Here is a 13448-nt window from a genome sequence, read left to right on the forward strand (position 1 = left end):
AATTATAAATTAATATTTAATAAATCTTGTAAATCCTCCGATAGTTGATCGAAGTTGGTAGAAATTGCTTGATTGAGGTCTTCCCATTTACCGGCATCCCAAATTTCAATCCGCTCACCGACTCCAGCAATCACGCATTCTTTAGTCAATTGAGCATAATTGACTAAGACATTACTTAAGTTCACTCGACCCTGCTTGTCAAATTCATATTCTGCCGCAGCAGAATAAAAAAAGCGCACAAAAGAACGTGCATTGCGTTTGGTTAAAGGCAGTTTTTGCAGTTTTGCTTCTAACAGATTCCATTCTGTCAGTGAATATCCAAATAAGCAGCCATCCATGCCTCGTGTTAAAACCAAACTATTCCCTAATTGTTCACGAAATTTTGTTGGGATAATAATTCGGCCTTTGGCATCCAAGCTATGATGAAATTCCCCCATAAACATGGAACCACCTCAATCTATAATTGATATTACCACATTCAACCACCTATAACCACAAATAACCACCTTTAGTTACTGGTGATTTTGGGATTTTGAGAAAGTTAAAAAATGATTTGCAATTTACCAATAAATAATTTACGATGCAAACAGAATTATTTTTATTCAGGTGATTTTAATGAAGAAAAAGAAAAGTATCTTTACTCGAATTACGCAAATTTTTGTTTGGTTAATGATTATTGTAACCATTGCAGGCGTAGTGTTCGGGGCTATGATGTCCTTTATGTAAAAAAGCATCTTGTTAATAAACAAGATGCTTTTTTTATTGTGCCATTGTCGTTCCAAACCATTTTTGTTGAATTTTTTGTAATTCACCAGATTTTTTTAATTGATCCAAAGCTTCCCTCACCTGGCGCTGCAAAGCTAGGTTATGGCGGTTAATCCCCACGGCAAATTTATCCGGGGGAAAAGGTGAGGTGATTACACGGTATTTATTATTGAGATGTCCTTGTTTCAAATAATAACGGGCAAATACCCCATCAATTAAAAAACCTTGAATACGGCCGGATTGTAAATCTAACATCCCCTGTTGAATATTATCATATTGCACCGGACGCTGGTCTTTAATAAAATCTTTGAGTACCTTCGGCTCCTGCATCACATCAAAATATCCCGTCGAAGCGGACTGAACACCTACTGTTTTATTCTGTAATTGTTTTAAACGAGTGATTTTCAATGAACGGGGAACTACCATCACTTGTCGGTTCTGTAAATAAATTTGCGAAAAAGCAACTTTTTTCTGCCGCTCAGGAGTTTTGGTATACCCATTCCAAATTAAATCAATTGTCCCATTGCGTAATTCCGTTTCTTTCATTGACCAATCAATCGTCTGAAAAACAATTTTCCGCTTCATCACCTTGCCAGCTGCTTGAGCTAAATCGATGTCAAAACCACTCAAGCGACCACCCGGAGTTTGAAAACCCATGGGAACAAAAGAATCATCCAATCCCACAATGAGAGTCTTTTGTCCAGTGCCTAAACGTTGATGAGCCCCACAGCCACTCATTAGTAATAGACTACAACAAACTAGTAACAAATAACCTAATTTTTTCATTTCTTCTACCCCATTTGAAAAATATCACTCGAAATTTTTTGGGCAAATTGATCATCGTGCGTAACTACTAATTGCGTCATTCCTTGTTTTTGAAATTGCCGCAGCAGATTGGCTACTTGCCATTTATTGCTGGAATCTAGCGCACTGGTGGGTTCGTCGTAACACAAAATCTGTGGTTCTAAAATTAACGCCCGGGCAATGGCTACTCGCTGTTTTTGCCCCCCAGACAATTGAAAAGGATATAGCTTGCGCTGGGGTGTCAACTTTAAAAATTCTAATAACCGATCTGCTTGTTGCACGGCAGCAGCTGGAGTTTGTTTTTGAGCTTGTATTGGGGCTAATGTGATATTTTCCAATACGTTCAAATTGGGAAATAAGCGGTAATCTTGAAAAACTATTCCAATTTGATTTTGCGAATGATCTGTAGGATCAAAAACTTGACCGGCAAATTTAAATGAACCACTATCGACTGGTTCTAACCCTAAAATGGTCCGTAATAACGTAGTTTTGCCAACTCCACTAGGTCCCACAATTGACAAGATATCATTTTTCATAACTTGCAAGTTAATATTTTTAAAAATAACTTTATTGGCGAAAGTCTTACTTAAATTGGTTAATTCTAAAATCGGAGTCCTTGTAGCAACATTATTCATAATAAGAAAACCTCCGTTCAATTACTTTTTGTAAATAGGTTAAACCGGCTATTAAAATTAAATAAATTAAACCAACCATCAGTAACGGCACCAAAGTTACATCTCGAGCCGTGGCCACATTGCCAGCCCGTAACAGATCGCCAATACCTAAGACATATACTAACGACGAATCTTTGATTAAATTAATGACCTCATTACTAATTGAGGGCAATACAATTTTAATTACTTGCGGCAAAACAATAAATCTCAAGGTTTGCCCACGTGATAAACCAAGTAAAGCAGCTGCTTCGCGCTGTTCGTGACTGACAGCCTGTAACCCACCGCGAAAGATTTCCGCAAAATATGCCGCATAATTAAAGACAAATGCCACGACAGCCGCGGTAAACCGCTCAAAAACTATGCCAATAATCGGTAACCCGTAAAATACAAAGATTAATTGGAGTAATAACGGAGTTCCCCGCATCAACCAGACATATAAATCTAATAAAATAGCTAAGGGTTTAAACTTGCTTCGCAACCCTAAAGCAAACAAAATTCCTAAAGGAATGGATAAAACTAACGTGATCGCAAACAATAAAATGGTGATACGTGTACCATTCAAAAGTGACGGTAATATTTGGATAATATACTTCATAGTTTCACCTCAAAGATAAAAAAAACTCCTTGAGTATGATACTCAAGGAGACGATTTACAAAAAACGTGGTCCCACCCCTAATTCATGTCTAATTCACATTAAACACCTCAAACAGTTGTGTAACTGCACAGAATAACGGATGTACCGAATGGGATTAACATTGACTCACAAGTGTGTTCTATAATTAGCGATAGCTGTTCGCAGCTCCCACAGCCTCTCTGAATCAACCAACTATATCTGTCTTGATCATTGCCATTTTAATTCTTTTTTACTTTTTAATTGTTACGATGAAACAATCGTTGCCAGAAACCAGGTTTACTACTTCGTTGAGGAAGCGAATTGCTGGCAAAATCAATTTCATTTAACGGTATTTGCTCACCTAAAATACGGCGGGCTAGATTAAGATAACCAGCGGCCGCTCGATTATCAGATTCCAGTGCGACGATCGATTGCCCTTGGTTAGAAGTAGCAATAACTTCGTCGTCATCAACTATAACACCGATTAAAGGAACTGACAAGCGGTTAACAATACTTTGAATATCCATGGAGGTTCCGCTTTCCACCATCTGCATCCGAACGCGGTTGATGACCAAATGGATCCCATAATTCAAAGCAGAATGTTCTAATATGCCGACCACTCGGTCAGCATCACCAACGGCAGCCACCTCGGGAGTTGTGACAACAATGGCACTATCTGCGACATTTATCGCCGCCTTAAATCCAGTTTCAATGCCTGCTGGACAGTCCAAAATGACAAAATCAAATTCGGCTTTCAACTGGGCAACAATTTTTTGCATTCGTGCAATATTCAAATTACTCTGGGTTGCATTTTGCGAAGCCGCAAGTAAATATAATTGATTCTTAAAATTGGGATGTTCAACTAAGGCTTGGTTTACATCTACACGGTTTTCAATCACATCAATCAAATCATAGATAACCCGATTGCTTAACCCTAGCATAGTATCTAAATTACGTAAACCAACATCTAAATCAATCGCACAAACCCGCTTTTTATTTTTAACCAAAGCAATACCTAAATTGGCAGCTGTAGTGGTTTTGCCGACTCCACCCTTACCTGAAGTCACTACAATCGATGTTCCCATTAAACCGCTCCTTAATCCAAGACAATCCCCTTTTGAGGCTTAATATCATTCAAATTTTGTACTTGATCTTGTGCTAAGTTATGTAAATCATTTACATAAAATAAGGTTTGCTCAGTTAATTTATCCACTTCTAAATCGGCAACAATTGCAATTAAATCACTAATTCGTAGTTGACTGGCATGACTTAAATCACCGATAATAATAGCTTGATTATTGTTAGGATAGCCAGCATGAACAATTCCATCTACTGGGCTCATGATGTAGATATCACCAGAAGCCCGAACTTCCCCACTTCGATGAACACCACCCATTAAAAGCAAATTTCCTTGATAAGTCACAATTTGACCAGAGCGCACAATTTTGGTTTCGATATTTAATTGATTTTCTTGAACATATTTCTCCGCAGCCGCCCGATCCAAAACTTTATTGATAACTTTAATATTGCTAAACAAATGAAATTTTGCCACTAAGTTAGTTAAGTCAAGCATTTGCTTTTTCGTCAATAAACGATTTTGTGTATCAATAATTACTGGCAATTCATCTGTAGGAGCAGTTTCCTTAGTAGACTTTTGCAAATCAGCCAACAATTTTTGGATGTCTTTGAACGATTGCTTTAAATCACTATCTGAATTAATTTCTAAATAATATTGTTTATTTTTCCCCTTTAATACAACATTATCCACGTGCAACCTCCCCAGGATTGGCACAATTGCGATTTTTGCTAATCCATAACAAAACTACATTGATTATATCATAAACTCATCCTGAAATAGTTAAAGTGTTTTGAAATTATGGCGCCCAATAAGTTGGGCCTTGTTCTTAACTTCCAGAATTAATTTGGACGAGCCACTGAGCCAATTTATTAATCGGGTAATAAAAAATTGCAAAACAAATTGAATTCCACAGTAAGCTTGGCGCCAACCAATAAACAACAAATTTAGTGCCATCGACCATCGTGAGATCCAAAAAAGAGCCGATGAGGTACAAATAAATACAAGATAAAGTCAATAAAATGAAATAAATGCTCCACATAAAAATAGCTGTCCGGGGAACATACGCTCGCACCCGTTGAACTAAAATGACTGTGATAGGAAAAATAATCGTGTACAGTCCAAAAATATGCGAATAATAAGAATCATAGGCTACACCCAAGATAACTGCATAATAAAATAAATGCGGGTCTTCATCATGATCATATAAAACTAAAATGCTCAAAAAGAATAACAGCATTTGTAAAGAAACTTGATTAGATGGCAGATTAAACCACATAATCAAACTTTTTAACGAGCCATCTAAAAAGAAGCCTAATAACAAAAAGAAAAATTGCGCTACATATTTAGCAGGACGTCCCTTAAAATCAACCATGTTCCACATCTCGACTAATAATTGTTACGATGTTGAAATTATTCAAATCTGTTGCGGGTTTGACATATATTGAAGAGACTAACCCATAATCATCTTTTTTAACAGCATAAACTTTACCGACAAATAATCCCCGAGGTGTTAAACCACCTAAACCGGAAGTTATGACTTTTTGCCCCTTTTGAACCCCTTCGGTCGAAGCCACATTAGTCATGACTAATAAATTTTGTTCCTGATTATAATGTCCAATTATCCCAGTAGTATCCGATTTAGCCTTATCCAAAACTTCTACTGCAAATTTATTGCTCAAAGACTTGTCAGTGGAAATCAAACTAACCTTAGAATTTGTTCGGTTTACTTCTGTGACGCGCCCAATAAGTCCAGAACCCGACATGACCGGCATATTCTTCTGGACGCCCGCCATAGTACCTTTATTAACAATAATATAATTTTGCCAATTATTAGGAGACCGGGAGATCACCACTGCCGACATCTGATGATAATCAATTAATGTTTTATTCAATCGTACTTGTTGTTTCAAGGATTTATTTTCTTTTTTTAAGGTAGCCACTTGAGCCTTAATTTGCGCCAAATCAGCAAGTTGTGATTTTAAACGCTTATTTTCCTGATAAGTATTGGCTAGGTCATGGACGTCTGCACCCAAATTATGGATGCCATTTAACGGAATAGCGACCACATTCCCTATAATACCGATACTATCATTAACCATTTGATGCACAAAATTAGGTTTTGCTTTTCGATCACCCAAAGCGACTGAAGCCGAAATCATCCCAAAAGTTAGAATTACCACAATCATGATAATGATTAATTTTTTATTTGAGAAAAATTTGCGCATAGACAGCCTCCATTAAAATTAAAAAAGTGGGTAACCCCACCTTTATTTATGATTGCGCATGACGTCTAAATTTTGGAGGGATTCCCCTGTCCCAATTGCGACGCAATCTAATGGAGCCTGAGCAACAAAAACTGGCACACGTGTAGAGTCTGAAATTACTTCAGGTAAATTTTTCAGTAAGGCCCCGCCACCGGTTAAAACAATCCCATGATCAATGACATCAGCTGAAATCTCCGGTGAAGTTTCTTCTAAAGTTTCCTTAATGGCGACCATAATTTCTTCAATATCTTCGTGAATAGCGGTCGCAATATCAACTGCCGTTAATTCAATGGTTTTAGGCAAACCGCTAACTAAATCCCGACCGCGAATACTCATGCCTTTAATCTCCTCCGCCGCAGCGATAGAAGCCGAGCCAATTTCCATTTTGAGTTGTTCCGCGGTGCGCTCACCAATCAGCATATTGAATTTTTGGCGAATGTAAGCAATGATCGATTCATCAAACTTATCCCCCGCCATTCTAATAGACCGACTTGAAACGATACCTCCTAAAGAAATAGTGGCCACATCAGTAGTACCACCACCGATATCTACGACCATACTACCTGTCGGATCCATTACTGGTAATCCAGCCCCAATTGCAGCAGCAAACGGTTCTTCGATTAAATAAGCTTCTCGGGCTCCAGCGTGTTCGGCAGCTTCAATGACTGCCCGTTTTTCAACTTCTGTTACTCCACTGGGTACACAAATCATAACCGAAGGATGACCATTGCCGACGGATTTTTGTAAAAAATATTTGATCATGGATGCAGTAGTATCGTAATCGGCAATCACCCCATCTTTCATCGGGCGAATGGCACGAATACTACCGGGAGTTCTTCCAATCATCGCTTGTGCTTCTTGACCTACGGCCACGACTTCCCCGTCAGCGACCTTTTTTGCCACGACTGATGGCTCTCGTAAAACAATCCCTTTATTTTCTAGGTAAACAATTGTGTTGGCGGTCCCTAAATCAATCCCAACATTGCGCGATCTGATTCCAAACAAGATGCTATCTCCTTCAATGAATAAGCAATTGACTTTCTGTTAAATTATATCATACAACATTCCAATTCCAACCATAATTACATCAATCCCTTTTCTTTTAAACTGACAAAAGAGCGCTGCCCTAAGATTAAGTGATCAAGCAATTCTAGTTGAAATAAACGACAACAAGTTTGTAAATTTTGCGTAAATTCTCGATCAGCTTTCGAAGGGATCAAATTATTGCTAGGGTGATTATGCGCAATAATAATCTGCGCACAAGGCATTTGCAAGGCTAAACGTATCACTTCACGACAATCAACGGTCGTATGATTATAAGTACCACGAAAAAGACATTTTTCTGCTAGAACACATTGATGAACGTCTAAAAAAACACCCACCAATTGTTCCTGCAGCAAATCACCATATTCTCGAACCAAATAGGTTCCTAAATTAGGCAAGGTTACAGTCGGTTGTTTCCAATGAGCTGGAGTCGCCGATAAGCGTTGACTCAGTTCAATTACCGCTAAAATACGGGCTAAATTGGCGGGACCAATCCCCGTTATTTGTTGCAATTGCTTGGGGTTTAACTCGGTGATTTGTGCAAAATCATGGGAAATTTGGCCTAATAAATGTGCAATCATCGCCGCCGAAGCTGTTGTTGTTCCTGAACCAATAATCACTGTAAATAATTGCTCGGTTGTTAATTGTTGAGCACCTTCACGGGCAATCAATTCTCGTAATTTCATTTGTCACCTCACGGTTTTTTTAAAATTACGATAAAAGATCTAAAATTACTCCGGCAAAGTGTAATGATCCACAAATGAGCAATAAACTCTCACTATCTAAACTATTTACTGCCTGCCCAAAGGCTACTGGCCAAGGGTCTATAAAACGACAGGTGCTTGATAAATTTTGATAATCAGATTGTTGGGCAGCTCGTGGTTCTTCAAAACTGGTTACAATTATTTGCGCTGCGGCTTGTTGCAAAACCGACAAAATGGCATTGCGATCTTTATCTACCATTGCCGCATAAAGTACAACTATGCGGCGGTTTGGTGCGATCTTAAGAATATTGTGTAATAAAGCCTCAATTGCTGGCAAATTATGTGCCCCATCTAAAATAATAGGAGGATCGGTTGCAATTATTTGCATACGTGCTTTCAATTGAGTTTTTTGAAGAGCCTTTTTAATCAGCAATGGCGAAAAGTGCGGTTGTAAAATGGTGAAAGCTTTGATAGCTATTGCTGCATCTCGCATTTGTTCTTGTGCACAGCTGGCAATAGCTACGGGAAAGTGCTGCGATCCATCCGACCATTGAAACTGACTGTGGTCCCAATTATCAATTTTGATCTGTTGATACTGAAAATCCCGCCCTAATTGATACACAGGTGCAGCTTGCGCCGCAGCCACCTCTTGAATAACTGTTTGTGTCTCCGGCAACAATTCGCCCACGATTACAGGTCGCTGCGACTTAATAATCCCCGCTTTTTCCTGAGCAATATCTTTTAAACTAGGTCCAATTAATTGTTCATGGTCTAAGCCGACATTAGTAATAATAGATAATTCCGGAGTGATGACATTGGTTTTATCATGTTGACCGCCAATTCCCACTTCAATAATCCCATAGTCCACGGACTGTTGTGCAAATAACTGCCACATCATCACACAGACAAATTCAAACTCTACTAAATAAAAATCCGGATTTTGCATTTGAATTTGATTAACTGCTGCCTGAACTATTTGTGTTAACGCTAATATCTGCTCATCACTAACATCATGACCATTCAATTGAATGCGTTCGTTAAATTTTTGGACATAAGGTGACATAAAAGTCCCAACCTGATAACCCGCGGCGACTAATAAGTGGGTCAAATAATTACAAGTGCTGCCTTTGCCATTGGTTCCTGTGACATGAATGGTTTTAATCTGATCTTGCGGATTACCCAGCTTAGTTAAAACCTGACGTACGGCCTGCAAGTTATTGACAGAATGCAAATGTGGCAAACTGTGGATATAGGTTAATGCTTCTTCATAAGTGCTGATCATGAAAATCTCCTCTCAACCTTTACACAGCAAAGCACACTTCTCATTGAAGTGTGCTGGCAATTAAGATTCTTGTAATTCTGTAATCCGAGCTTGAATTTTAGCTTGCCGAGCTTGATAAGTTTGCAGTTTATGCCGCTGTTCTGCCACAACTTTTTCCGGCGCATTAGCCACAAATTGTGGATTATTCAATTTATGGTTTACAAAATCCAAATCTTTTTGCACTTTAGTTAATTCTTTTTGCTGACGTTTAATCTCTTCCTTTATATCCACTAGTTCTGCCAAAGGAACATAGAGTTGTGCGCCATCAATAACCGCTGTTAAGGCTAATTTAGGAGCTGCCACTTGTTGTGCAATTGTCAATTGTTTAGGATGTCCTAAACGTTCAATATATTCTTGATTTTGACTGAGAATTTCTTGGGCTGTAGCAGACTGAGTTTCAATTAAAATGTCTACTGGTGTCGCTAATGGAGCATTGGCCTCCGAACGGATCTGGCGAATAGCTTTAATCGCAGCAATTAAAATAGGCATTTGTTGAGCCGCCTGTGCATCCTCAAGTTCCGCATGGACCTGTGGGTATTCCGCTACCATGATGGATTGGCCAATGTGTGGCATGGATAGCCAAATTTTTTCCGTCACAAACGGCATTATAGGATGTAATAACCGTAAAATTTGATCCAAAACATAGGCTAAAACATAGCGCTTATGATCTTTAGCAAGTTCATCTGATCCACTTAATGTAGCCTTGCTTAATTCAATATACCAATCACAAAATTCATTCCAAGTGAAGTTATATAAAGCCCGACCAACTTCGCCTAATTCATAATTTTCGGACAGATGCAAAACCTGATTAATTGTTGCATTTAAGCGTTCCAAAATCCAACGATCCGCTAAATCCAAAGTTGAGGCAGCCGGCAAATGATCCGGAGCGGGGGTATCTTCTAAGTTCATAATAACAAAACGACTGGCATTCCAAATTTTATTAATAAAATTCCAAGCCGCACTGACTTTTTCATAGCTGAACCGAGTATCTTGACCAGGAGTAGAACCGGTAATCAAAAACCAGCGTAAAGCATCTACACCATAGCGATCAATGACCTCCATAGGATCAATACCATTACCCAATGACTTACTCATTTTACGACCTTGTTCATCGCGAATCAGACCATGTAAAATGACATCTTTGAATGGTCTTTGATCTGTAAATTCTAAACTTTGGAAAACCATTCGTGCTACCCAAAAGAAGATAATATCATAGCCCGTAACCAGAGCATTAGTCGGAAAATAACGTTTGAAATCAGCAGCCTGCGTATCGGGCCAACCTAAAGTTGAAAACGGCCACAAAGCACTGGAAAACCAAGTATCCAAAACATCCGGATCTTGTTCCCAATTTTCTAGGTCTTCGGGAGCTTTGACCCCCACATACATTTCGCCAGTCTTTTTATGATACCAAGCTGGAATTCGGTGACCCCACCATAATTGTCGGGAGATCACCCAGTCATGAATATCATTAAGCCACTGTTCAAAAGTATGCTCAAAACGCTCTGGGACAAAGTTGACTTTACCCGCAGTTTGTTGATTTTTCAAAGTCATCTCCGCTAAGGGTTTCATTTTTACAAACCATTGCGTAGATAAACGAGGTTCAACTTGTACACCTGAACGTTCCGAGTGTCCCACGCTATGCACAATCGGTTCTTCTTTTAATAAATAACCCTGCGCTTTTAAATCTGCCACAATCGCTTTTCGAGCAGCAAAACGTTCCATGCCCGCATAGGCGCCCGCGTTCTCATTCATCGTTCCATCCGGATTCATGACATTAATCCGAGGTAAATGATGCCGGTTACCAACTTTAAAGTCATTAGGATCATGCGCAGGCGTAATTTTTACTAAACCCGTACCAAATTCAGGATCGACATAAGCATCTGCAATAATTGGTAATTTACGATCAAATAACGGCAACCAAACTTCTTTACCAATCAGGTCTTGGTAACGTTCGTCTTTGGGGTGGACGGCCACTGCCGTATCGCCTGGCATAGTTTCCGGACGTGTAGTTGCAATTTCAATAAAACCAGAACCATCGGTTAGTGGATATTTCACATGATAAAATGCCCCTTGGTCATCTTGATGTTCCACTTCCATATCGGATAAAGCTGTTTGTAATTCCGGATCCCAGTTAATGATATATTCACCACGATAAATCAAGCCTTGATTATATAAATCTACAAACACTTTCCGAACGGCTTGCGATAAACCTTCATCTAAGGTAAAGCGTTCACGGGAATAATCAACTGACAAGCCTAATTTAGCCCATTGCTTGTGAATTATTTTGGCATATTCATCTTTCCATTTCCAAACTTCTGCCACAAACTTGTCCCGGCCCAAATCATAACGGCTTTGACCTTGTTCACGTAATTTAGCTTCTACTTTCGCTTGCGTGGCGATTCCTGCATGATCCATACCTGGTAAATACAAGGTATCAAATCCTTGCATTCGTTTTTGGCGAATTAAAATATCTTGAATAGTTGTATCCCAAGCATGTCCTAAGTGCAGTTTCCCAGTGACATTAGGAGGAGGAATAACAATACAATATGGGTGGGCTTGCTGATCGCCACTAGGTTTAAATAAGCCTGCTTCCACCCATTTTTGATAACGTCCGGCTTCTACTTCATGATGATCATATTTGGGAGACATTTCTATTTGTTTAGCCATAGCATTAAACTCCTTTTAGATAAATAAAAAACGCCCTAAGTTTCATCTTAGGACGAATGGGGACATACGCGGTACCACCTAACTTAAAAATCAACTCATAGCTGGTTTTTATCTTGATTGATAACGGTTGCCCGGTCTTTTTAGACAGCTCACAAGTAACATCTGTTAATCTTTTTGGCTAAATCTCAGCCACTTAGCCTCTCTGTATAAAAAGTAACTAACAGAACTCTTGTTCAACACTTAATATTTAATTAGATAATAAGGAAAAAAATCTCAGACGTCAATCACTAATTATAATAAATTTACCATTTCTGTGTTCTCTGATTCTAAAAAATGCTCTTCCGAATGAATTTCCGTTAATTGCGTCTGTGCTAACGCGCGTTGGATTAGGCCTGTAGTATCTAAACGTGCTTCATATTCCCGAGCTTTATCTAGCCGCGGTTTGGTTTTTGGCCGCGGAGGTGCAAAAATAGTACAACAATCTTCAAACGGTTGAATGGATAAATCAAAAGTTCCAATGTGTTCTGCCAGTCTTATGATTTCCGTTTTATCCAGCGTTGCAACGGGTCGTAAAATCGGGGTTGTCGTGACATCATTGATGGCGGCCATACTTTCCAAAGTTTGTGAGGCCACTTGTCCCACAGATTCACCATTAAAAATAGCTAAACCATTACGTTGTTGGCGTAAAGCATCTGTGAGCCGCAACATTAGTCGCCGTTGAACCGTCATTAAATAACCCGCCGGAACTTCTTGTTTAATAGTTTCTTGAATTTCAGTAAAAGGAACTTGTAAAAAGCGAATTCTTCCCGCATAACGTGCCAAACGTGCAGTTAATTCTTTAGCCTTGAAGAGTGCATTTTCGCTCGTATATGGGGGGCTATAAAAGTGAACCATTTCAATCTCAACGCCGCGTTTCATAGCTAAATAGCCTGCCACAGGTGAATCAATTCCCCCTGATAACATCAACATCGCTTTGCCTGCTGTTCCTACTGGCAAACCACCGGCACCTGAATATGTTTGGCTGGATAAATATGCCCCATCCAGCCGAATTTCAATTTGAATTTTAATATCCGGATGGCGCATTTCTGCTTGAATATCAGGCAAGTGTGAACTTACATAGTCACCCACGGCTAAATTAATTTGATTTGTATCATAAGCGAATTGATGATCTGCCCGTCTAGTTGCAATTTTGAAAGTTTTCCCCGGCTGATATTGTTCTTGAACCATTTGGAGAGCTAATTTTTTAATAGCCGCCATTTCCTTTGGAATTTGAATGCTGGGTGAATAATTTTGAATACCAAAAACTCCTTGCAACCGCTGCATCACTTGCTGCGCATCTGCTCCATTGAGCGTTAAATGCATTCGATCCCGTTTCGGATGAATACGAACCTGAGGAAATGGATGTAAGACTTTTTCCACATTGCCATGTAGACGATCAATAAAATTACGGCGATTTTTACCTTTAGTAGACAATTCGCCATAACGCACCATAATTTCGGTATAGTTCATAATT

At 39.1% G+C, this 13448-nt stretch carries 14 protein-coding genes; 1 reads left to right on the forward strand and 13 read right to left on the reverse strand.

What is annotated here, in order from left to right; translation table 11 throughout:
• Positions 1-2: 2 nt before the first annotated feature.
• A complete protein-coding gene (mraZ, locus tag JG30_RS04980) occupies positions 3-443 on the reverse strand; it encodes a division/cell wall cluster transcriptional repressor MraZ (RefSeq protein ID WP_046316669.1) in 441 nt (146 codons plus the stop codon).
• A 172-nt stretch (positions 444-615) separates the two neighbouring features.
• Here mraZ and JG30_RS08885 point away from each other — a divergent pair, with 172 nt between their 5' ends.
• Positions 616-726, forward strand: a complete 111-nt coding sequence (locus tag JG30_RS08885; RefSeq protein ID WP_084616671.1) for a DUF4044 domain-containing protein — start codon at positions 616-618, stop codon at positions 724-726.
• Positions 727-759: 33 nt separating this feature from the next.
• Here JG30_RS08885 and JG30_RS04985 read toward each other — a convergent pair whose 3' ends face one another.
• From JG30_RS04985 to thiI, 12 genes are all read right to left on the reverse strand, one after another.
• A complete protein-coding gene (locus JG30_RS04985) occupies positions 760-1551 on the reverse strand; it encodes an amino acid ABC transporter substrate-binding protein (protein ID WP_046316671.1) in 792 nt (263 codons plus the stop codon).
• A 5-nt stretch (positions 1552-1556) separates the two neighbouring features.
• Positions 1557-2177 (reverse strand): amino acid ABC transporter ATP-binding protein, encoded by a 621-nt coding sequence (locus JG30_RS04990; protein WP_046317261.1) that lies wholly within the window; start codon positions 2175-2177, stop codon positions 1557-1559.
• Positions 2178-2196: 19 nt separating this feature from the next.
• A complete protein-coding gene (locus tag JG30_RS04995) occupies positions 2197-2838 on the reverse strand; it encodes an amino acid ABC transporter permease (RefSeq protein ID WP_046316673.1) in 642 nt (213 codons plus the stop codon).
• A 276-nt stretch (positions 2839-3114) separates the two neighbouring features.
• The gene (minD, locus tag JG30_RS05000; RefSeq protein ID WP_046316675.1) at positions 3115-3942 is read right to left on the reverse strand and encodes a septum site-determining protein MinD; all 828 of its coding nucleotides are present in this window, start codon (positions 3940-3942) and stop codon (positions 3115-3117) included.
• An 11-nt stretch (positions 3943-3953) separates the two neighbouring features.
• On the reverse strand, positions 3954-4625 hold the full coding sequence (locus tag JG30_RS05005; RefSeq protein ID WP_046316677.1) for a septum site-determining protein MinC: 672 nt from the start codon (positions 4623-4625) through the stop codon (positions 3954-3956).
• 136 nt (positions 4626-4761) lie between these two features.
• Complete coding sequence (mreD, locus tag JG30_RS05010) at positions 4762-5307, reverse strand: rod shape-determining protein MreD (RefSeq protein ID WP_046316679.1); 546 nt, start codon at positions 5305-5307, stop codon at positions 4762-4764.
• The gene (mreC, locus tag JG30_RS05015) at positions 5300-6160 is read right to left on the reverse strand and encodes a rod shape-determining protein MreC (RefSeq protein WP_046316681.1); all 861 of its coding nucleotides are present in this window, start codon (positions 6158-6160) and stop codon (positions 5300-5302) included. Before mreC ends, mreD begins: the two co-directional genes overlap by 8 nt.
• Before the next feature lie 42 nt (positions 6161-6202).
• Positions 6203-7204, reverse strand: a complete 1002-nt coding sequence (locus tag JG30_RS05020) for a rod shape-determining protein (protein WP_046316683.1) — start codon at positions 7202-7204, stop codon at positions 6203-6205.
• 77 nt (positions 7205-7281) lie between these two features.
• Positions 7282-7929 carry a RadC family protein gene (gene radC, locus JG30_RS05025; RefSeq protein ID WP_046316686.1) on the reverse strand — a complete coding sequence of 216 codons (648 nt, stop codon included), beginning with the start codon at positions 7927-7929 and terminating at the stop codon, positions 7282-7284.
• A gap of 25 nt (positions 7930-7954) precedes the next feature.
• The gene (locus tag JG30_RS05030; protein WP_046316688.1) at positions 7955-9229 is read right to left on the reverse strand and encodes a bifunctional folylpolyglutamate synthase/dihydrofolate synthase; all 1275 of its coding nucleotides are present in this window, start codon (positions 9227-9229) and stop codon (positions 7955-7957) included.
• Positions 9230-9289: 60 nt separating this feature from the next.
• Entirely contained in the window at positions 9290-11935 is a 2646-nt protein-coding gene (locus JG30_RS05035; protein WP_046316690.1) for a valine--tRNA ligase, read from the reverse strand.
• 291 nt (positions 11936-12226) lie between these two features.
• The gene (gene thiI, locus JG30_RS05040; protein WP_046316691.1) at positions 12227-13444 is read right to left on the reverse strand and encodes a tRNA uracil 4-sulfurtransferase ThiI; all 1218 of its coding nucleotides are present in this window, start codon (positions 13442-13444) and stop codon (positions 12227-12229) included.
• Positions 13445-13448 lie beyond the last annotated feature (4 nt).

Source organism: Bombilactobacillus mellifer (assembly GCF_000970795.1).
GTDB classification, from domain to species: domain Bacteria; phylum Bacillota; class Bacilli; order Lactobacillales; family Lactobacillaceae; genus Bombilactobacillus; species Bombilactobacillus mellifer.